Consider the following 21685-nt stretch of genomic DNA (forward strand, 5'->3'; position numbering starts at 1 on the left):
TGAGCTGATGGTATGAAATTGACAGACCGGGACTGTTCATCCGTGGGATCGGTGGTTTGAGGTACATGATCGCCTCCTTTATTGTTTAGCCGTTGGGCCACGCTTCCACGCTATTCCCTGTGAAGGGAACACTTTCAGGGTAGCGGGTCCAGGCTTCCAAGCGGTAGGTCTTGCCTTCCTCGCTGTAGCAGTCCAAATTGTCTCGCTCATAGGGGTCCTCTTTGTCCGGCCACCGGATGATGCCGCCGTGATTTCCGTCTGTGTAGTGGAACGCGCCGATTTCATTGGGAGATTCCAGCGCAATGACCACATGCCAGATGGAGCCGGTATCGTTCCGAACCCGAAACAGAATATCTCCCGGCCGAATCTGCGTGAGGTCATCCACCCTGCGGCCCGGGTTGGATTTGTCGCCAAAAATGAGGGAACTGATCATAGAGGCGTAACCGCTGCACCCGTAATATTCGCTGACCCAGTAGACGTCCATGATACGGTTGGCCGCCGTGCTGGGGACTTCGTTTGTGCGGGTTCCAGGCATATCGTGCGTGCCCCAGACTGTGCCATAGGGCCAGTCCTGTTCCAGCTGGCGCAGAAGCTCCAGCACATTTTCCTCGGTGACAGGCTTTCCGTTGGCAAGATAGCCAGTGCCTACTCCCAGTGGGGATGCAGGGTTACCACCGTTCAGCGCCCGGTAGAGCAGAATAGCGATGTTCCCCCGAGAAATACTGGAGCCGGCTGCTGCGTCGGCGGGGAGAAGTCCCAATTCCATTGCTTTGTCGCAGGCGGTACTGTAATTCCATTGACTGTCGGGGCATCCCAAGTAGCGGAGCAGCACCGTACAGGCCGCCGCCGGGACCACTGCGTCATTGGGACCGAACAGCCTGTTCCCGTAGCCAGACATCAGCTTCTTTTCAGCGCAGTAACCGGTGTAGGGCATCGCCCACTCCGGCACATCAGTGAACGGGCAGACTGTCCGGTAATATTCGGCGTTCCGGCCCATATCCCCGGTTTCATCGGAGAGCCGGGTCAGGATCACAGCCAACTGTGCGCGGTTCAGTCCGGCGTCCAGGTTCAGATTGCCGTTCTGATCCCCAACCATGATGCCCCGCTCCCGCACATAGGCCGCCGCCATCTCCAATTCAGAGGGCGGGCTGGCGGCCACAGCGGGAACGGCCATGCTCAGACAGAGCACAGCCACCAGCGCCAGGGATAAAAACTTTTTCCTCATTGAGAAGACCTCCGTTCATGTTATTCTACACCTTTATACGAAAACAAACAGAGGTTTTTCAACAAGCCCGCCTACTTTTTTTCTACCGCCTGCACCACGACCCGGCTCTCGGGGTGGTCTGCCAGACAGGTGGTGAGGGTGATACGGTTGTCGGCGGTGGACTGGAGGTAGCTCCAGTCGGTGTTGGAGATGATCTTTACCTCCGTGACCGAATAGGTCCGGGTGCCGTAGACGGTGGTATAGGTGATGGTGTCGCCCTGCTCCAGATCCTTAATGGAGCCGATGACGTACTTGCTGCCTCGGTTATGGCCGCAGAAGCAGGCGTTTCCATCCCAGGCGGAGGTGGAGCTGTAATGGCCCAGCCCCTTTTTCATGCTCTCGGCAGTCTCGCCCTCCCAGACCTTCATATTGATTTTCAAGCTGGGAATCTTAATAGTCCCGATATGCCCGTCTTTATAGGCCATGCCCTCCACGCTGGTGTAGGCGGGCTGCTGGTAGGAGGGGGTGGTAGGAACTGTGGGAACGGTGGGGTTGGTGACAGAGGTGGAACCGCCGGTTCCGGTGCCCTCGACCAGCACCGTAATGGGGCCGCCGCCCCCGGCCACGCCGTAGCCGCCCCCGCCCGTGCCGACCGTCTGCTGGAGGCCGGGGAGAATGGTGCGCTCCATCACGCCGGTCATGGTGGTGCTCTGAACGCCGTACTCCAGCTCCGGCACCTGGTAGTCCACCACATTCTTCCCGCCGTAGTTGTACTGAGAGCCGTAGATGTCTTCATAGCTGGTGCTGCCATAGAAGTCCTGGGGGGCGTCCGTGGTGAACGAATAGTCCGACGCGAAGGCCGGGACCGCCATGGACAGCGCCGCCGCCATGGACAGCATCAGCCCGGCGATTTTTCTGATATGCTTCAAACAGGTTCCTCCTTTTCTTCCGAAGGGTCGAACTCATGCCAGTCTCCAGGCCGGTCCTGGAGGACGGTATAGGCATAGTCAGCCGACCGGTGATGGACGGTGAAGGTCTGGCCCAGCAGCTTCTTTGCCAGGGGCCGCTTGATCTCCACCGCGATGATGCTCTCCGGGTACGGGTCCAGGCCGGTGATGTCCACCTCCGGCCGCTGGGGTTCCGCCCGGAATTTGGCGATCAGTTTGTAGTCCCTGGGCTTATCGCCGGGGACGTAGATGTAGACGTTCTTGCGGTGCAGGTACAGCCAGATTCCGCCGCCGGCCAGCGCCACCAGCAAGACGATCATCAGGAGCGTTCCGCCGATGGAGGCCATATTCCCGCCGAACAGGGGGCCGCCCTGCTTGACCGGCTCGGTGGGCTGCGGGGTCTCGGGTACGGTCTCCGTCCCCACATAGACCACCGTATAGGTGATGCTCTCGATACCGGAGGCGGCCACCGTCCCCTTGTACTCCGCAGTGGAGACATAGCCGGTGGCTACCTGATAGCTGGTGGAGGCGGAGTAGGTGGCGATTGCCTGATAGCTGGAGGGGGCCAGCACATCGCCTACCAGATCGGTGCCGATGACCTGCCACTCCACATTGGCGAGGGTCAGCGTCTTGCCGTCCTTGACGGTGGTTGCTGGAACATAGGACATATCATTCCGGTCCAGCGGCCCGATGGTCTTGGTGGCAGTCACCTTCCCGCTCTTGGTGGCGTAGCCCGCCGCCTCGGTGGTGATGGTGGTGTGATCCAGAGCCAGCTCACCGGAAAATTCCCCGTCATCATAGGGGATGCTGGGGGCCAGTTGCTCCAGAACGGTATTGAGGTCCTTTTTTCCTGTCTCCACCGTCACCGCCTCGGTCACGGTCTTGGTCTCCAGGAAAGTATGTTCATCCTTGGTGGTATAGGCCCAGGTATAGGTGAAGCCGTCGTAGGTAAACGACGGCTCCTTCAGTGTCTCCGGGTCTGTGCCGGGGGGAAGCTCATAGGTTTTGACGATGCGCTGCTGGCCGTTGAGGTTCTCCACCACCAGACTGACCGGGACCTCTGAGGCCAGGGCGGTGGTCATCAGCGACAGTGCCAGCAGCACCGACAGCGCCAGATGCCTGAAATGCTTCATAGGCAACTCCTTTACAGATTTTGTTTGATGATTCTGGTGATGATGCCGATTGCGATTCCCTTTTCCTCGTCCAGCCGGGTGACAGCGAAGCTGACATCATCTTTCTTGCCAGGGGTACGCAGATCATAGCAGGCGTGGGCGATTGCGTTGACGCCGTTATTGAGCCGGATGTAGACAACGCCGCCCCGCACATCGGTGACCCGACCAGCGTACCGGCACTGGGGCTGGCACTTCTTCACATTGTCCAGGTTGGTGGTGGAGGACACGCTGCGCACATCAGCGGTAATGGTCATCCCCTCCAGACTGCTCCGGTCGATGGTCTGAATACGGATCAGGATGCGGCTGCCGACGCTGAAATGGTCGCGGGCATCGCCCAGCCACTCCCAGGAAAGGTCACGGGCCACGATAGCGCACTCCACACCGAATGCCTCCACACGGATGATCTTCTCCGCCACAGCAATCACACGGGCCTGAACCACCCGGCCCTCATAGATCAGGTGCTCGCCCAGGGCGTCGGTGTCCATGTAAAAGCTCTGCCGCTTGCGGAGCATAGCGTCCTTCCGGCTTGCAACGATACTCCGGGTGTTGGAATCGATGCCCTTCACCATGAAGTCGATCTCCGCCCCCAGCATGGTGGACAGCATACGGTTCAGACGTCCCATCAGCTCCAGGTACTCCCGATTGGAGGGCATCTCGCCGGTATAGAGCAGCATCTCCAGAACGGGGATCGCCACACGGAAGCCCTTGTAGTCCACGATTGCCAGCGTCCTGCCGGATTTGGTCTGCTCCACGCCGCCCAGAATGCCGGTGAGAATACGGCGGGTGCGGTAGGCGTTGCGGATCTCATGCCAGATGATCTCCTCCCGCTCCTCCTCCGTCTGAACACGGTCGCGGGCGTCGATAGTCAGCACGTAATCGCTGCGCTGGCTGGGTGCAGCACGCCGGGTACGGGGACGGGCGGTACGTTCCGCCGGCGCCTCACCCACATCGGCGGTCTCCGTGGGATTCTGCTCAGAACCGGACGATACCTCCGGAAGCATATTGCCCGCCGGTGCCTCCATCAGCGGAGGCAGATCACTCTGCGGAGCCGGACTGTCACCCTCTGCGGGAGGGAAGGGCGTGGTGCTCTCCATCTCATGCAGCAGATCTTCATACTGAGGATCGGCGGCGGACTCCTCCTGGGGGATGCCATCGGGCGGCGTTTCCTCACTGGGAAAGCCCTCCGCCACACCGTCGCTGCCAGTATCCGTAAGGTGCGGCTCCGCATCGGGAAAAACTGCGTCCCCATCACTGGACAGAGGCTCGTTGTTAGGGGGCTCGCCGCTGTCGGGCATGAACTCACCGGCGGGAATCTCTCCGCCCAGAGCATCTTCCTGAACACCCTCGGCCGGAACCTCACCCTCCGGAAGAGGGGAAGTTTCCTCCATATTGGTGTCCGAATACTCAGGCTCGGTCATTGCGGTCTTTTTTCTTGCCATTGACTATCATTCCTCCTTTTTCAGTTTTGGCTTGGATAATATGGAATCTTTGGTTGCAGTTATCACACGCTTTTTGGGGGCAGGCTGAGCTGCCGGCGGCGTGGGGGGTTCTGCCTTGGGAACAGCAGCAGGAACAGATACTGCTTCCGTTTTTGCTGGATCTGCTGCTGGAACAGCCTCCTGGGATGGCTCTTCGGCAGGAACGTCTGTTTTGGGTGGGGCGGATTTCTTAGGCTTTGACCGGGTGGGCCTGGCCTTGGGTGGAGCAGGTTTCACCTCCTTCCGCTCTACCTTTGGAGCCGTCTGCCATGCGGGAATATGGGAGGCGGCCTTGCTCGGGCGCAGCTTCTTCGATTCGGGGTGCTTGGAATAGTCGTATTTATCAACCTCCAGTACATTTCTTCCACGCAGGATAACCAACGCCCGGTCAACATCCATCCGCAATACTTCGTCCATGGTCATCAGCTTGCGCTTGCCCACGCCGCTGGTCTCCCGATACTCCGGGGTGTAGTTGGAGATGCGCCAGGTGCCCAGTTGCTTGGCCTTGCTGGTGACTGCGATGGATGCCTCACCGGTGCGGTCAGAGATAAACTGTGCGGTCAGGGCGTCGGTACAGCCCAGGAATAGGGTGATGTCGCAGTTGCCCAGTATTTCCTGCCACTGGTTCTGCGGGTATCGGTTTTGCAGACCAGCCAGGTTCTGGAATACACAGGACATGCTGATGTTCCGGAGCGGATGACTGAGATTTTCCGGCTCAGGTCGGGAATGACCCCGCAGGCACACAGCTCCTCGCCCAGCACATGGACGGGAACAGAGAGCGCCCCGCCGGGGCAGTTCTGGTCGGCGTACCGGACCAGCTTGATGAAGATAAACGACAGGAACAGTGAGGACAGGAAATCGAAGGTGCTGTCCTGATCGCTGGTGATACAGTAGTAGGCGCAGGGCTGTTTGCCCGGCAGCTCCAGGTCAATTTCGTCATGGCCGGTGATATTGCGGATGTCCTGGTTCTGAAACACCTGGAGCCGGGAGCCTAAACCGATAATGACGCCGCCCCGGACGCTTTCGCTGGACTGCTTGAAAATGCTGTAGGGGGCTTTGGCCGGGTGGGAAATGTCCAGCACATCAAAGATAGCGTTCAACTCCTTCTCGCTGCTCATGGCAAGGAGCTGATAGACCTCACCAATGTTGCGCTTCTCTGGCGGATAGCCCCGCTCCACATAAAGAACCAGGGCTTTCAGCAGATTCAGCTCGGCGGAGTCCCAGAAGTGGTCGCCTCTGTCGCTGCCGGTGTTTTTGATGATAACGTCGCAAAAGAGCTGTGCCATCAACTCCTGGCCCTCGATCTCGGAGAGGCAGTTCCAGGAGTCGGAGGCGGCGGGCGTGACCAGGTTGAACACCTTCACGGTGTAGCCCTGGTCCCGGAGGTAGGCGCTGCTTTTCTCGTAGAGCTCCGATTTTGGGTCACATATTACCAGCGAAGACCTTCGGGCGGCGCTTTGCAGGATCATATTCATGCAGAAGGCCCGTGTCTTTTTGGAGCCGCTGGCCCCGTACACCGCCAGATTGCCGTTGAAACGGGTCTTCTCCGGGACGCAGATCACTTCTCCGTCTATCTCACCCAGGATGATGCCGTGGTGCTTGCGGATGTTGGGAACCACATCCAGCACACCCTTCAGCTCTTTTTTGGTCATAAAGCCTGCCGTACCATAGGTGCCCTTGTTGGAGTAAATCAGGTTGCGCTCCCGGTCATACGCGCCGGTCTCGCTGTAGCCCATCCGCATGACCATGAACACCAATACAGCAAGGGCCGCCACACAGCCGCCTACACCGTACAGGCCGTAGGGCCAGCGGAACACGGCGGCGATGCAGACAAAAAAGTTGCCGTCCGGAAATTCCGGGGCTGTACCGAAAACCCCGCCCGCCGCCTGCCACACGTCGTAGTTGTAGAGGAACTGGGCGATATAGCCGCCGCCGTAGAGCAGAGCGCCCAGAGCGACCGGCAGCACGATCAGCAGCTTAATCAGTTGTTTTCGGGAGATAGGAACACACTCCTCTCATACACATCAAAGTCAATGCACTGAATATCAACACCTGAGCCGCAGATCTGGCGCATAGCTTTTTCTTGAAAGTCAAAACAGAACAGCGTCCCCGTTTTCCCGTGCAGCTCCAGTGCGGTGTCAAACCGTTTTATGCGGGGCATATCACAGGTGTAGGCGAACAGAACAGGGGAATCGCCGTCCATAGCATCGTTTTCCACGATCCAGTCAGGGCGGCAGGGAGCCAGATCCTGGGAGAGAATATCGTCCAGAACTGTCCGCTGTTCAGCGTCACAGAGTAGCCGCAAAATCAGCTCTCCCTTGTGGTCGCTGGTCAGGTAGTAGAAGTGCTGGTAATTTCCATCCAGTACAAAGTAGTCCCGCTGTCCACCGCCATCATTCATCAACGGAATCATCCGCTCCATATCCTGGCCGAACACGATGGCGCTCAACACAGCGTTCTGGTACTGGCCTGGGAGCCGGCGTTGACATAGCTCTGTCTGGAGCATGGCTTTGAGCCGCATTTCCGATTTGTACTCCCACTTCATCGCAAAGGGGCCGGTATTGTAGATGGTGAAGATGGCGCCGTCCGTCAGAAGAAGGCCGGTTGAGCGGGAGCCACGTATCTTGACCGCCTGTGCCCCCAAGCCTTTCACTTCTCTGGAGCTGTAGTAAGCAGGCCGGTCAATGCACGGAGCGGCGGAGAGCGGCGTGGGACTGAACACGGCTGGCTTTTCCCAAGGGAATACCAAGACGTCAGCATTGAGCATTGTCACCAGAACCTCAGCCATACGGTGGAGCCGCAGACGGCGGGGGACTTCCGACTTCAACACATTTGTCTCGGTACTGCCGGAGAGATAGGGCAGGAACCGATCCGGCCACTTGTCCACCAGCAGCTTTTTAGCCGTCGTGGTCAGCCGGAGCGCCCGCAGCCCATCACGATAGTAAGTCCGCAGGAGTTTTTCTCCTTTAAGCGATTTGAGGATTTTTTCCTGGTATGCGCCTGTACTGGGCAGACGGCTTACCTGGGCTGTGGGGAACTCGCCAGACAGTGCAGTGAGTGTCAGCAGCAAATTTGCCAGCGTGTCCTCGGGCGGTATCTGCTTACTGCCAGCAGCCATATTGACACCACCTCTTTTCACTGTTTTTTACCGTGGGTGCGTATAACTTCGGTGTTTTTCATGCTGGCCCAGGGAGGGAAAATCCCCTGCCGCACAAGACTTTGCTGAAATTTACCGAGGGTCCCAAAACGGAAGCTTCAAAACAGCCCAAAATGGGACCCCTGTTTCGATGGCACTTTTACTACAAATCCGTGATGGACTGCAGCGCCGCCTGACGTTCCGCCAGCCACTTTGGGAAGTGCGCGCTGTCCATGATGGAAATTCGGGTGCAGTCCGCCTCGCCCAGCTCGGTGGTGTTGTAGGCGTCGCACAGCAGGCCGCTGTCATCAGTCAAAATGAACGAGGCAGCCACATCCAGAAACTGCTTCAGCTCCAGATTGTCGTAGTCCCGCACCCGACGCTCGGGAAGATCCTGACAGTAGACATGGGAGAAGCAGACCACGCAATGCTGGAGCCGGGGCAGAGGATGGCTCCTGGCATATTGACTCATTGCGGCGGTGAAAGGGTCCAGCAGGTATTCTGTACTCTGCCGCTGCTTCCGCTTTGGGAGCAGGCAGGGCAGCGTGATTTCCAGAACACCATCGTTCTCCTCCACCCTGATTCCCTGCATAACAGCGGCGGAGGTCAGATACTCCTCCTTTTTGATGTTGGTGGTGGAGTAAATCAGGTGCCGCAGCCGGCAGGCGATGTTCTCCGCACGCAGCGCCGCGTCTGTGGACAGCACCTCGTAGTTATCGGGGTATCGCTGAATGTCAGTGGTGTTCATGGCGTAAAGTGCATTAGTCAGCCGATTCAGGTCGGCTAAAATAGATGTAATTCGCTGGGATAGGATCGCTCGGTTCAAGGCTGTCCTCCTTCCTTATTCTCGCTGATAGTATTGAACCTCTCCCTCCGGGGAGACAGTGCAGTAGCCGCGGACATTAGGAATGTCCAGCTCCGGGATCTGCTCCGGCTTGTCCACCAGGATCAGGTAGCTGGACGCCTCCTCCGCCGGGGCGGACAGGATGTGATTGATCAGCGTCTCTTTGCCGGACGCGGCATGGATGACTTCGTACACCTCGCCGTCCGCGAAAAAAATCAGCTTGGCGGGGAAATCGCCCACGGAGTGGAACTCCACCCGGTCGATGAAGTCCGCCAGCACCCAAATCGCGGCCAGCATACCCTTGTCCACGTCCTCCGCGCACTCCGGGGCGGCGCAGTACAGACCGTCAATGTGCCAGATGCGCCCCTGCTTGGTCAGATAGGACAGAAGGTTCTGGACCTGGCTCCGTTTCCCGGGGTAGAGGCGGAGAAGCTGCTCCTCCGTCAGCGCCCGGTACATGGTAATGTCACGGAGAATACTGGTGGCCTCCTGCCCGTAGATTTGTTCTCTCGTTTTCATGTTCTGCCTCCCATACGTATCATTGCCGTATTATTGGCGTATTCTGGCGGTATAAATGCGGCGTTTATACGCACAGCATAGACCTCTGTACGTATAAACGCCGTATTACCGCCGCACAAAAATTGCTGGACGTATTATTGAAGTATTGCAGGCGTATCAAAATCGGGAGACGTATAAACGGCGTATTGTCGCCGTATTGCCGCCTCCCGAATACGCACTATCCTGCCTCCTGGCCCTCGGCCCGGTTCAGCAGTTCCTGGAGCTCCCGGCGGTCGGTGGTGATCAACTCCTTTTCCATCTGGCTGCATTTGATCTCCACCGTCACATTATTGTTGTTCGTGCTGATCAGGCCGCTGCCCCGCTCGAAGTGGGTGATCTCCATGGCCTCCGCCTCGGAGAGATGGAGGATGGACTGGACCCGCTGGGCCTCCTCGTCCTCCAGATTGAGCAGGATTTTCGTCTTGGCGTTGTTGATGATGCCCTTGCCGTACTTGCCGTCCTCCAGGGCGAAGAAGTCGTTTAAGTCCTGGGTGGCGCAAATAGCGGAGCCGCCGTAGCCCCGGATGATCTTGAAAATCTCCAGCACAAACTCGGCGGCCAGGCGGTTGCTGCTGGCCCCAATGAGCTGCCAGCACTCGTCGATGAAGATGGCCTTCTCCACCGTCCGGTCCTCCTTGGCCTTGTCCCAGACGAAATCCAGGGCGACGAACATCCCCACTGTCAGCAGGTCGCCGGTCAGCTCGGAGATGTCCAGCACAATGTACTTGTTGTCCAGGGATACGTTAGTCTGCTGGTTGAAGGTCTTGGCCGAGCCGTTGACCAGCCGGTTCAGAATATTTGCCAGCCGCCGGGTGTCCTGGGACTCCTTCAGCACCTCGTACAAGTCCCCCAGCACCGGCATGGTGCGGTACTGGCCGGGGTGGTCGGGGTCGTCCAAGGTACTGTTCTCATGGGTGATGCCCAGCTTGGCGTAGGTGCGGATGAGGGCGTCGTCCAGAAGCTGCCGCTCCTCATGGTTCATATCGGGAATGAGCAGGCTGAAAAAGATGTGCAGCCGCTGGATCTTCGCCGCCAGCAGGGACTTGTCCACCCCGCCGGGGCCGTCCAGCAGCTCGTCCGCCGATTTGTCCGCCCGGCGGATTTCCATGACGTTGATGCAGTTTTTGGAGGCCGGGGAGATCTGGATGAACTCCCCGCCGATGTTGGTGCAGGCCCGGTGGAACTCATGGCCTTTCAGCGGGGCCACAATGAACACCTGTATCCCCTTCCGCCGCATCCGCAGGGCCATAAGCTGCATGGTGAAGGTCTTGCCCGCCCCGCTGGTGCCTAGGATTGCCATGTTGGCGTTCTTGTAGATACGGGAATCGAAGATGTCCACGATGATCAGGGAGTTGTTGTGCTTGTTCACCCCCAGCAGGATGCCGTTGTCGTCGCACATCTCGTAGGATGTGAAGGGGTAGCAGCTGGCCGCCCCCAGGGTGAGGACGTTACGCTTGGACCGCTCAAACAGCCGCCGCTCCAGGGAAACCAGGGGCAGGGAGGACAAAAAAGCCTGCTCCTCACAGAAAGAACAGGGCTGAATATCCATATCCTGACTGAGCAGCAATTTCTTCATTTCAGCCACCTTCCACTCCAGGTCATCCACATTGTCGGCGGTGATGGTAATGAGTAGATTCAGGTAGTAGAAGTCTTCGTTGTTGCTCAGGCCGTCTTTCAGCAGGTAGCCGCTGCGGATGGCGCTGTCCAGGTCGTCGAAATCAGTGTTGGTGTCGCTGGTTTCTTTGATCTTACTGCGGTTGATGCGCAGCTGCTGGCCCAGCTTCCGGATCATCCGATCCTTGGGCTGGCGGGAGAGGAACATATCCATGTCGATCCCGTCTCCGGCGTTGACCAGCAGGGACAGCCAGCCGGCGGGCACCTGGGCCTTGTAGCCGTCCGACGGCACCAGCAGGTAGGCGTAGTACACGCCGTCGATGCAGATGTACCGCCCGTGGGTCAGGTCGATATTGGACGGGGCGTAGAAGTCATTGGAGGGAATGGTATCCAAGGGCCGGCCGGCCACCATGTACTCGGCCAGCACCTCCTTGACCTTTTGAGGAAAGGGCTGCTCGTTGCTGGCCTGACGGCAGAGGATGTTATAAAGGATCTCACAGGTGGCTTCATCCTCATTCTCATGGCTGATGACCTCGTTGCCGCACTGACGCAGGTAGTTGGCTGCGGTGCGGGCGGCGGTCTGGAGGGACGCGATGGCCTCGGCCTCCTCCTGGCCCCGTTTGGTTCCGGGCAGCGGCTCATGCTCAAACACCAGGAAAAACCGCCGGGTGATGGCCTCCCTGGAGCCGAGCTGCTGGATCAGCCGCAGATAGTCCTCTTGCAGCTGGCGGCAGCGTTCGTCCGTCTCCTGGGCCAGCTCCCGGCGCACCGTGTCCATGTGCCGGTTGATGTCCGCCCGCTTGGTCAGCACCTTGAACTGTACCTTGACCGGAGCGATTTTCAGGTAGCTGATAAAGGAGTAGATGATACTGCGCTGTTCCCGGGCGCTGCGGAGCAGGAAGTTGACCGGAACCACCTCGACCAGCTTGACATAGCGGTGGTCCCTGGCGTAGATGATGCCGTTGGCGACCTTTTCAATGGGGATGTAGTCGGCCAACGGATTGATGGGCCGCACCACCTCCTCCGGCTCCAGGAATGTCTTGAACTGATCCAGCTTTCGCGCTTTCAAATCCACTTGAAAGCGGTTCTTGCTTTTGGGCTGAGCTTCGGCCTCCTGTTCCTCTGCGGGCCGCTTACTCCGAAGCCAGGTGGGGAGCATGGACAGCTCCTTGCCGTCCCGCCCCCGCGCCGGAGCGTCCTGTGACAGCACCCGGCGGTTGCGCAGATAGCTGAAGAAGAGCAGGATGAAGCCGGACAGACTGCTTCCTCCGACCCCAATCAGGGCCAGGAGGACGAGGGGCAGGGCCGTCAGGCACAAAATGATGATCCGGGCAGTCAGGGAGAGGCTCAGGCCCATGACCGGCAGGCCAACGGCGGCGCCCAGGATGCCGGCCTCAATGACATTCCGAGTCTTGAACATGCCGCCCATCAGGGTGCCGCCCTCAATAAAGTTAGGCGGGATCAGGTAGCTGTCCCGCTGTTCGTGTTCCATATAATTCGCTCCTTACATACGGTCTTTCCGCCTCGGCGGGGTGGGGAGCCGCTTGACGATCTCCTTCTGATAGTCGATCTCGCCGTCCGGGGCCTTGAAGGGGGTCTTGACCACCGTATCAACGGCGTGCTGCTTATACCACTGTGTCCCGTCCGCAGAAAAGACTTTCTGATAGTCCCCCTCCGGTCTGGAATATTGGTCCACATGGTACATGGCGAACTCGATGCCCTGGGGATGCTCCGGGGTCACCTCCCGGCCGGTGATGCGTCCGCCGCCAATCTCCACCTGGGAGTAGGACACCTTTTCGGTGTCACCAGAGCCGATAGCGGTGTGGCCCATATAGGACTGGAGGGACTGAACGGCCAAATCGCCGGTGATGGAGCCGGTGGATCGCATATCGCCTCGGGCTACCATGCCGATCACGTCATTGGCAAACTGTCCGCCGGATTGCAGCGAATTGGAGAAGATTTTCCCGCCCAGCGTAGGCATTCGGACCGGGAACATGCTGTGTGTGCTTCGGTGGACGTTTTCCACGCTTCGGGTATGGTTGACCGTATGGCTCTCGCTGATGCTGTCGCCCCCGCCGCCTTGCCGGACAGTTTCCGAATGGGCCTTTTCGCTGGAGCTATGGGAAATGTGCTCACCGCCGGTCTGGATAACGCCGTCCTGCCGCAGTACGCTGTCAGTCTGGCCCTCTGTCTGAATTACACTGGAGGATTGGACTTCACCGCTGGCAAGAACCGTCTCTTCCTGCGGTACAGCCGGGGTGGGTGGGATTCCAACGTCTGGAGCTGGAATATTATCCGCTGGTGTAACCGTATCCGAGGGAGCAGATGTTACAGACGGAATATCGGTTCCAGTCAGAATAATTCCGTTTTCCTGGGGAGGAGCCCCAGAGGAAACACCGCTGTCAACAGACGCAGGCCCCACAGGAACCGTGTTGCCAGCAGGCGGAGCGCCGCCTCCTGTTTGAACCGGCGCGGCAGGCGGAGTATCGTTTCCGGTGAGAATGATACCTTCCTGCTGTATTGCGCTGTCGCTTCTGGCTGTACTATCAGTGTGGGAAATAGCGTCCGTATGGGCAATGCCGCCGGAATGGATCGTGCTGTCGGTGTGGGCCTCTGAAGCGGACATCCTTTCGCTGGCGGTATGTACGGCAGATGCCCCCTGCTTCTGAGCCGTGTGGACCGCGGAGGTCTGGGTGGTGGCGGTTTTGACCGCGCTGTTGGTGATGTGCCGGCCAGCCATGCCAATCAAGCCGCCTTTGAAAAATCCGGCAGGCCCGTCAGAGCTGGAATTGCCACTGGAAGAGCCGCCCGATGCGGAGGCTCCAGAGCCGCGCCGCCCACCGCCAAGGATTCGGCCAGCGCCTCCGGTTGCCATTGTGACCGCCCGGAATGTTACCATGGCGTCGGCCAGCATAGAACCGCCGGTACGGCCCACGTTGACGCCCAGGCTTGCCATGAAGCTGTCGATCTTCTGTGACACCTTCAAAAAGGCCACCGCACAGAGGAACCAGATCAGGACATTCCCGGTGACGGCTTCCTTGCTGGATGCCGCGACCGCAGCCTCCACCTCACTTTCGTCAAGGGCAAAGGCCGGTACACACAGAATTGAAAGTATCAGCGCCGCCAACAGTATAAATTTCAAGAGTTTCTTGGTTCTTCTCATAAAGCCTCCTCAGAGTGATAGCGGGTTGGCAATGAATGCCCCCACCATGCTGGTGAACAGGCGTAGACACCATGCGTTCATCAGGAGCAAAAATACCTGTCCGCCGAACATCCGGCACCAGCTTTTGAAGATGCTGGACGTGGCCTGAGATGCGCCCATGGCAAAGGCCACCGGTGCTGTATAGACCAGAACGCCCAGCAGCACATACCGCTCCGCTGCCTCGAACAGCAGTTTCAAATAGTTCCAGGCCAGAACCAGCACCAGAATCAAGACGATTAAGGTCACCGCACCATTCGCACAGACGCCGATAATGGTGAGCAGGACCGAGTTGAAGCTGGCAAAGTCCAGGCTGGGGAGCGTGGAGGTGAGTATCCAGTCATAGGGCGTACCGCCGATGGTCAACACCGTATCAACGATGGAATCTGCGTAATAGGCTAGACCGATAAACAGGATGGCCCGGATGGTCAGCTTAACGGGGTCTTCCGCCTCCGCTCCCACGCCCAGGCCGTAGTTCTTGAACAGGTTCCACACCCAAATCAATAAAATCAGCCCGATTGCCAGAGCTACAAAGACGTTATACATCGTCTCCGCCGCCGGGAAGTAGCGCAGGAACACAGCCATATCGCAGCCCAGAGCGCCCAAAACTGATGTGTTGATCAAGTCCAGGCCGTGCATGACTTGTTCCGCGATCCATGCTACAATGCCGTCTAAAATGCCCATGGGCGGTTACGGCGCTGTCCACTGTCCGCCGGAGAAGAAGGGCGTGACATAGCTCATAATAAATCCCAAGGAGTTCAGGATGATCCAGGTGATGACGATGCGTTTCAGCCACGCCCGGGACTCGTCCACCGTCCGGCCAGAGCGGGAGAAGTTCATCATCAGCAGCGCAACGGCGGCCGTCACGATGGCGGCGATGGTGGAGATGGCGAGGATCTGGGTGTAGACGTCCTTCATCACCTCGCTGGCCTTTGTCCAAATCGTATCAGCCGCGAAGGCCGGTTGACAGAGCAGTGTGGACGTACAGACGCCCAGGTAGGCCATGAATGCGCCGCGCCCAGGATCAATCCTGCGCCGAGGGGTGTGCAGGGATGGCGTTTTGTCTTGTTTCAATGAAAAACCTCCTTTTTTCGTTGGCTTCTGTCCTGAAAAAGAGGCAGCACCCGAGACTTCGGATGCTGCCTCAACCGCCGCAGAAGGGCAAAGAAAAAGACGCTCTCAGCGTCCTTCTGCGGCCGTTTTCAGTTTTGCTTACAGTTTTGAGCATACTTATTTTAACATATATGGATTTACGCTTCAATAGCAAAACCCTGCCAATGCTGCGCCAAAACCGTGCCAATTACCTGCCATCTGCCTCTGCGGGGAAAAATTGCTCCAAAACCTGCAAGCTGTCCTGCGCCGTGTAGCCCCACAGGACAGAACTCAGCGCCTCAATCGCCTCTTTCCGGCGGCGGTAGTAGGTGCGGAAGCTGATGTCGTGGATGTGGGGACGCAGCTGTTCGATGATCTCCTCCACATTTTTGAGCTGCTGGGGAGACAGGTAGGTATAGTGCAGGAGCCAGTAATACGCCTCCCCGTTCTTGTGCCGGGTGCGGAGCAGATCGACCGCATTCTGTACCAGCGTGAGCATTTTGTGACTGCGCTCAATGCACTGGGCCTGGTGCTCAATGTCTGTGCCGCCCAAGTCCGCGCCGGCCAGATAGATGGACTCCAGGAAGTCCTCAATGCTGGTATCATATTCGATCTGAAACTGCGTCCTGACCTGCTGGACGGACAGCTCCAGGCTCCAGACCACATCCCGGTACTTCTTCAGCAGCTTCCAGGTGTTGTGGTAACGGGGATCCTCCGTCACCTTACGCTCAACCTTTTTCCTTGCCATTGTGGAATACTCCTTTCAAAAGTTTGTTGATATTGGGGTCATGGTAAGTTCAAAGCTGTAAATCGGATGATCGTTTCCACATTGAATCACCATACCGATCTTGAGAATATTTGTTTGCGCGCTGCCCCCTTCTACTGCTTCCGTGCAGTCGCCGGATAAGGGATATAACTTAACAATGGATTTGGGGCAGTGAAAGCAGGAAATCCCTTGTGTCTCAAGGACTTGCGCCACTTTTCGGACAATGTGCTCCACCTGCGATTTTGAAACGCTAATGAGCTGGTCTGAAACGCAGACCTTGGGATCGTCTAGGATGCTTTCCGCCGCGTCCGCGTCCTCCGGGATATGGAGCTTAATATTCAGGGACATGGCAACCTCGTCCTTGTCCACCATAACATCAGACACCTGGAACATGGTGGACAGATAGCTGTTCAGATAGATCACGCTGCCGGTACGGCCTGGGAAAGACATGAGTGTAAGATAATCCAGGTCAGCGAGCTTTTTCAGCAGCCGTCCGACTGTGGAGCGGGAGAGGCCCCACCGCTGGGCCAGATCGGAGTAATTCAACAGCGGGTTACCTGTACCGTTGCGGAGATAGACCACCGGGCCAACCTCAGAGCCAAGCACCTGGTTGTCTTTATAGATGGCGGAGAGCCACAGATCCAGTACCACGTCCATCTCAGACGCCTTGCCATAGCTGATCAGCTCCGTAGCGACGGCAATGGGCATAAAGAAGAAGCCGCTTTCCTTTTGGCAGGGGCAGTTGTAATCCAGCACCGTGTTGTGTTTGCGCCAGCCCTTGATGCTGTACTTGACCAGGTGGCCGTGGCCCAGTTGGGTAAAGGTAATAAGCTGCCGGTCTTGGAGGGTCTTCAGGATGGACAGGGCCTTATGCTGGAACCGGACACGAAAGCAAACCGCCAGCTCACTGACCCGGCAGACCCACTCGCCTGGATAGACGGTGTAAGTGATGCCGTCCAGCCGGCGGTAGGAGGTTCGGAAATTGGCATAGGAGCAGAGGACGGTATAATAAAAAAGACCGGAGCCTCCGTTGGTTCGGATGCTCCGGTCAGCGATCAGGGTTTGAACAAATTCTCGGTAGATGCGGCAGCGTGGGTAATCCACGACTTGTTTGATTTCAAGCTGATAGTCTGGCATATATAGGTCTCCTTACAGTAACATTTTATAGAATCCACCATGGCCTGTTTTTCATCATTTGCAGGGGTGCAGCAATAAGCTACACCCCCGCCATACTTGCCACCTCTTTCTGTTATGTATTAGACGAACCCTGTCCCGGGAACAGAATGTCTATATCGGCAAAGTTAGCCGCTGAACGCCTGCGCATGACGTTCTACCCGTTTTCCTGGTCAATGGAATTTAGGGCAGGCACCGGAAAGCCTTGCAAATCAAGGGTTTCCTGTGTTGTCCCTATTATAACTCACTACCATCCCCTGCACGATACCGCCGGTCGTCTCCAGCAGGGCCGGGTCGGTGACCTGGATCATCATGCTCCGGGTACCGTCTCCTTCGGGGTACAGGTGGGTAATCTCCACCTGAAACTCCTCCACCTCATCGCCCTGGATATTGGTCAGAATGGTCGCCGGTCCGGTCTCCACCTGCTCCCGGCTGGCCACCTCCACCGGCTCCACCGCACTGCCCACCGTCTCCTGGGGCATCTGTCCAAAGATGCCCAGGTTGGTGTTGGCGTACAGGGTGCCCAGGTCCCGGGTCAAATCAAACTGTCCGTGGAGCTCGCCGGGTGCGCCGCTGGCCCCCTTCTTCACCTCCGACACGCTGGCCGGCATGATGCTGCCCGACTCCAGCGGCATGAGCATGGCGGTGTCCACGTCGTTGATGCCGTGGCCCAGCGCCCCGAACACGCCGCTGTCCGGGTCATAGAAGGTCATGGTGCCGATGCCGGCCATGGAGTCCCGCAGCCAGACCCCCAGCTGGTAGACGCCCTGGCTGTTTTCCACCGCCGCCGCCGTCAGCTGGAGCTGCCGCTGGCCCCGCACCGCCTGGATAGTGAGGGGTTCGTCCTCGCTCTGCGCCACCAGGGCCTGGACCTCCTCGATGGTATCCACCTCGCCGCCGTTGATGTGGGTGATGACGTCACCCGCCTTCAGGCCGCAGTCCCGGCCGGGGTAGGAGGAGCCCTCCTCCGTCTCCACTGGGGACAGGCCCACCACCAGCACGCCGTCGGAGAACAGCTTGATGCCCACCGCCTTGCCCAGTGGGATCACCCTGCGGCCCACCGCAGCGGGGAGTTCCCCCTCTGCCGCTGCCTGCCGGGGCGCCGCCACTGCCGCCGGGGCTGACGCGGTCACTGCCGCCGCCCGGTCACCCGTCAGCGACAGAGACAGGCAGACCGCCGCCCCCAAAAGCAGCAGTCCAAGCACACCCGGACCTTTCTTCTTTTCTTGTTCCATACTTCCACCCCCTTGCCGCAAATAAAAAAGAGCGGACGAGCCATTCACTCGCCCGCCCTTTCATTATGGCCGGAGTTTTCACAATTCAACCGTGGGGAGGTATACCACCATTTCCAGCGGAACACTGCGGCAGTTTTTTCCAGCAATCAAACCAAACCAGCCGCGCAAGCTAAAATCGAAATTCTTCGGCCAGCATTTTCAGCTCCCCCAGGGTGGACACGGATATTTTGCTCTCCAACAAGCGCAGCCGGGCTCTGGCGGGCATCTGATCCCAGTAGGACAGCAGAACTGCGTCGTGGCCCACCACATCTTGGGGCAGACGGTAATATTGCTCATATTGTTCCACAAAGCGCCCTCCTCTCCGGCCACAGTTTGCCCCGGAGAAGAGGATTTCATGCGCAAAACACAAAAGGAGACCGCCCCTTTGGACGGTCTCCCCCACCGAAATGGTCCAATCAGTCCTGCTTCTCTTCCCCGGCGGACGGCTCCTCAAAGGACTCGGAGGTCTCCACCGGCTCATCATTGGTCTCGATCTCCTCCGCTGCCGCCTCGACCTCGGGGTCGCCGGGCTGCTTCAGCTCCGCGATGCGCTCCTGATTCGTCTCGATCAGGGCCTTGGAGGCGGTGATCCGCTCGCAGGCGGCGGCATAGCCGCCTGTGGGGGCCGCACCGTTCTCAGCGTAATACAGCTTGCCAATCTCGATATACGCCTTCTTGATGGCGTCCTCCTCGGCCATGTTGGCGGCCTTCAGCTTGGCGATCTCCGCCAGCCGCTTGGACTGGGCCACGCCCGCCTGAGCCAGATCGGTCGCTCTGTCCTTCAAAGTCTCAAAGGTGCTCTTCAGATCCATTACAGTAACCTCCTTAATGTACGGTTTCCCGTCTGTTGCCTCTATTCTATCCGATTTTTTTTCGGGGCGCAAGGGGCTTTATCTTTATTTAATGTTTTTTTCATCCGAAGTACAGCTGTCTTTTAAAAAACAGGCCCCCAGCACCCGCTGGGAGCCTGCAGCTGCAGTCAAACAGCTCAATACCGGCCGAAATCCCCGGCGCGGCCCTGGGTCACGTCGGAGCCGAACTCGTAGTCCTTGCCGGGTAGGATGGCATTGAGGGCGACCCCCGCAATGGCCGCAATGGCCAGGGAGGTGAGGGTGATGTCGGCGCCGCCGATATGGAGGGTGAGGCCGGAGAACTCGTTGTTGAAGCCCCAGATCTTAAAGCCCAGGCCGCACACCATGATGACAGCGGCGATGATCAGGTTCCGGGAGTTGGTGAAATCCACCCGGTTCTCCACCACGTTGCGCACGCCGATGGCGGAGATCATGCCGTAGAGGATGAAGGACACCCCGCCGATAATGGCGGTCGGGATGGAGTTGATGACCGCGGCGAATTTGGGGGAGAAGGACAGCACTACTGCGTAAATGGCAGCCAGGCGGACCACCTTGGGGTCAAAGACCCGGGACAGCTCCAGCACGCCGGTATTCTCGCCGTAGGTAGTGTTGGCGGGGCCGCCGAACAGGCCGGCCAGAGCGGTGGCCACGCCGTCGCCGGTGAGGGTGCGGTGCAGGCCGGGGTCCTCAATAAAATTCTCCTCCACGGTGGCGGAGATGGCGGACATGTCGCCAATGTGCTCCATCATGGCGGCGATGGCGATGGGGGCCATGACCAGGACGGCGGTGATGTCAAACTTGGCCAGCACGAAGGGCTGCACGCCAACCGCCTTTGCGGCGGCCACCCCGGAGAAATCTACCTGGTTGGTGACCAGAGCCACCGCGTAGGGGATCAGCACGCCCAAGAGGATGGGGATGATCTTCACCATGCCCTTGCCCCAGATGTTGGCCACAACGATGACCGCAATGGACAGGATGGCCAGCCACCAGCAGGTGGAGGCGTTGTTGATGGCGCTGGGGGCCAGAGACAGGCCGATCAGAATGATGATGGGACCGGTGACCACCGGGGGCAGGAAGCGCATCACCCGATGCACGCCCACCGCCTTGATCAGCCCGGCCAGGGCCAGATAGAGGAAGCCAGCCACCACAATGCCGCCCAGCGCGTAGGGCAGCTTTTCCTCGCCGGACATCCCGGCGTAAATGCCGGAGTCCAGCTCAGCCACGGCGGCGAACCCCCCCAGGTAGGCAAAGGAGGAGCCCAGGAACGCAGGCACCTTCCACTTGGTGCAGAAGTGGAAAAACAGGGTTCCCAGGCCGGCAAAGAGCAGAGTGGTCTGGATAGACAGGGGCAGGCCGTAGCCCTGGACCAGGATGGGCACCAGAACGGTGGCCCCGAACATGGCGAACATGTGCTGAAGGCCCAGGATCAGCATCTTGGGCAGCCCCAGCTGCCGGGCATCGCGGATGGGTTCGTTGTGGTTCATGTTGTTCTCCTTTCTCTCGCGTACACATAAAAAAAGCAATCACTTATGTGATTGCCGTCAACGAATAGAAACAGAGAGGCCGCCAAACATGGGACCAGCATACAGCAGCGCAAACATGGCGTTCCCCTCCTTTTTTCTATCCGTGGTATCATATCAAAAACTGCTCCCATGTGCAATTAGCAGTTTCCACAAAATTCAAGCTCCATAGTTTCTTCTTCCTGTCCACAGATCCGCCCCGATCAGCGCCCCGCACCACACCAGCAGCAGAGTCAGGATCAGGATGGCGCAGTTGCGGAAAAAGTCCTGGGGCAGGAAGAGGATGATGGGGTCGGTCTGCCAGTCGAAGATCCAGTTGTCCTTTCCCGGGAAAAACAGGGCGTGGAAGAGGACAAAGGCCCGGTCGAAGTCCAGAGCCGCCAGTCCGCCCACGGCCAGGAAGGAGACTCCCAGCCCAGCCGCCGCCCAGAAGCCCGGTCCCCGGCCCCGGAAACGGTAGGGGCGCACCCTTCCCACAAGGCGCCAGCCCAGCAGCAAGCCCAGTCCCACAACGGACAGCTTCAGCACCCGCAGGTCCAGCAGGAACAGCCCCCGCACATCGGCGAAGTGGTCCGCCCCGGACTGGGAGAAGGACAGCACCCCGGCTGAGAAATCCTCTCGCTTGCCCAGACAGAAATCCATCATCTCGTCGTAGGCGGTTTCAATCTCCTCCCGGGTCAGCCCCCAGCCCTCCAGGCCCATGGGGCCAATGTGGGCATAGTAAAAACTCCGGCACAGCAGGGGGACGGCGACGGCCCCCGTCAGCACCACCAGGGCGGTCAAAACGGACAGAGTGATGGACAGGGGCTTGCTGGTTTTCATAGGATACCTCCTGATGATTCAGAAAGCGGGCCCGG

Annotated in this window: 20 protein-coding genes; all 20 read right to left on the bottom strand. The window is 58.6% G+C overall.

Annotated features, from left to right (window positions below):
• Nucleotides 1-85: 85 nt before the first annotated feature.
• On the bottom strand, nucleotides 86-1225 hold the full coding sequence (locus VV088_RS13180; RefSeq protein ID WP_334601174.1) for an S-layer homology domain-containing protein: 1140 nt from the start codon (nucleotides 1223-1225) through the stop codon (nucleotides 86-88).
• Between the two features lie 71 nt (nucleotides 1226-1296).
• The gene (locus tag VV088_RS13185) at nucleotides 1297-2133 is read right to left on the bottom strand and encodes a class D sortase (protein WP_334601175.1); all 837 of its coding nucleotides are present in this window, start codon (nucleotides 2131-2133) and stop codon (nucleotides 1297-1299) included.
• Nucleotides 2130-3284 carry a hypothetical protein gene (locus VV088_RS13190; RefSeq protein ID WP_334601176.1) on the bottom strand — a complete coding sequence of 385 codons (1155 nt, stop codon included), beginning with the start codon at nucleotides 3282-3284 and terminating at the stop codon, nucleotides 2130-2132. Before VV088_RS13190 ends, VV088_RS13185 begins: the two co-directional genes overlap by 4 nt.
• Nucleotides 3285-3295: 11 nt before the next feature.
• Entirely contained in the window at nucleotides 3296-4762 is a 1467-nt protein-coding gene (locus VV088_RS13195) for a S1 RNA-binding domain-containing protein (RefSeq protein WP_334601177.1), read from the bottom strand.
• Nucleotides 4763-4768: 6 nt separating this feature from the next.
• Nucleotides 4769-5479 carry a TraM recognition domain-containing protein gene (locus tag VV088_RS13200; protein WP_334601178.1) on the bottom strand — a complete coding sequence of 237 codons (711 nt, stop codon included), beginning with the start codon at nucleotides 5477-5479 and terminating at the stop codon, nucleotides 4769-4771.
• A complete protein-coding gene (locus VV088_RS13205; protein WP_334601179.1) occupies nucleotides 5362-6768 on the bottom strand; it encodes a VirD4-like conjugal transfer protein, CD1115 family in 1407 nt (468 codons plus the stop codon). Before VV088_RS13205 ends, VV088_RS13200 begins: the two co-directional genes overlap by 118 nt.
• A gap of 14 nt (nucleotides 6769-6782) precedes the next feature.
• Complete coding sequence (locus VV088_RS13210; protein WP_334601180.1) at nucleotides 6783-7919, bottom strand: hypothetical protein; 1137 nt, start codon at nucleotides 7917-7919, stop codon at nucleotides 6783-6785.
• Between the two features lie 181 nt (nucleotides 7920-8100).
• A complete protein-coding gene (locus VV088_RS13215) occupies nucleotides 8101-8763 on the bottom strand; it encodes a DUF6100 family protein (protein ID WP_287826972.1) in 663 nt (220 codons plus the stop codon).
• 15 nt (nucleotides 8764-8778) lie between these two features.
• On the bottom strand, nucleotides 8779-9300 hold the full coding sequence (locus tag VV088_RS13220; RefSeq protein WP_334601181.1) for a DUF5697 family protein: 522 nt from the start codon (nucleotides 9298-9300) through the stop codon (nucleotides 8779-8781).
• A 217-nt stretch (nucleotides 9301-9517) separates the two neighbouring features.
• Nucleotides 9518-12445: a VirB4 family type IV secretion system protein gene (locus VV088_RS13225; protein ID WP_334601182.1), complete on the bottom strand. Its 2928-nt coding sequence runs from the start codon at nucleotides 12443-12445 to the stop codon at nucleotides 9518-9520.
• Nucleotides 12446-12457: 12 nt separating this feature from the next.
• Nucleotides 12458-14116, bottom strand: coding sequence for a hypothetical protein (locus VV088_RS13230; RefSeq protein WP_334601183.1), 1659 nt, complete (start codon nucleotides 14114-14116; stop codon nucleotides 12458-12460).
• A 9-nt stretch (nucleotides 14117-14125) separates the two neighbouring features.
• Nucleotides 14126-14836, bottom strand: coding sequence for a conjugal transfer protein TrbL family protein (locus VV088_RS13235; protein ID WP_334601184.1), 711 nt, complete (start codon nucleotides 14834-14836; stop codon nucleotides 14126-14128).
• A 6-nt stretch (nucleotides 14837-14842) separates the two neighbouring features.
• Nucleotides 14843-15226, bottom strand: coding sequence for a fimbrial protein (locus VV088_RS13240; RefSeq protein WP_442913157.1), 384 nt, complete (start codon nucleotides 15224-15226; stop codon nucleotides 14843-14845).
• 226 nt (nucleotides 15227-15452) lie between these two features.
• The gene (locus tag VV088_RS13245; protein ID WP_334601185.1) at nucleotides 15453-15992 is read right to left on the bottom strand and encodes a hypothetical protein; all 540 of its coding nucleotides are present in this window, start codon (nucleotides 15990-15992) and stop codon (nucleotides 15453-15455) included.
• Nucleotides 15993-16007: 15 nt separating this feature from the next.
• Nucleotides 16008-17147, bottom strand: coding sequence for a MarR family transcriptional regulator (locus VV088_RS13250; RefSeq protein WP_334601186.1), 1140 nt, complete (start codon nucleotides 17145-17147; stop codon nucleotides 16008-16010).
• 248 nt (nucleotides 17148-17395) lie between these two features.
• Complete coding sequence (locus tag VV088_RS13255; protein ID WP_334601187.1) at nucleotides 17396-18418, bottom strand: SpoIVB peptidase S55 domain-containing protein; 1023 nt, start codon at nucleotides 18416-18418, stop codon at nucleotides 17396-17398.
• A gap of 169 nt (nucleotides 18419-18587) precedes the next feature.
• Nucleotides 18588-18764: a hypothetical protein gene (locus tag VV088_RS13260; protein ID WP_334601188.1), complete on the bottom strand. Its 177-nt coding sequence runs from the start codon at nucleotides 18762-18764 to the stop codon at nucleotides 18588-18590.
• Between the two features lie 109 nt (nucleotides 18765-18873).
• Nucleotides 18874-19269, bottom strand: coding sequence for a serine proteinase (locus VV088_RS13265; RefSeq protein WP_334601189.1), 396 nt, complete (start codon nucleotides 19267-19269; stop codon nucleotides 18874-18876).
• A gap of 176 nt (nucleotides 19270-19445) precedes the next feature.
• Nucleotides 19446-20792 carry a uracil-xanthine permease family protein gene (locus tag VV088_RS13270; RefSeq protein WP_334601190.1) on the bottom strand — a complete coding sequence of 449 codons (1347 nt, stop codon included), beginning with the start codon at nucleotides 20790-20792 and terminating at the stop codon, nucleotides 19446-19448.
• Between the two features lie 195 nt (nucleotides 20793-20987).
• The gene (locus VV088_RS13275; protein ID WP_334601191.1) at nucleotides 20988-21650 is read right to left on the bottom strand and encodes a TIGR01906 family membrane protein; all 663 of its coding nucleotides are present in this window, start codon (nucleotides 21648-21650) and stop codon (nucleotides 20988-20990) included.
• Nucleotides 21651-21685: the final 35 nt, after the last annotated feature.

The sequence above is a fragment of the Lawsonibacter sp. JLR.KK007 genome (assembly GCF_036941135.1).
Taxonomy (GTDB): Bacteria; Bacillota; Clostridia; order Oscillospirales; family Oscillospiraceae; genus Lawsonibacter.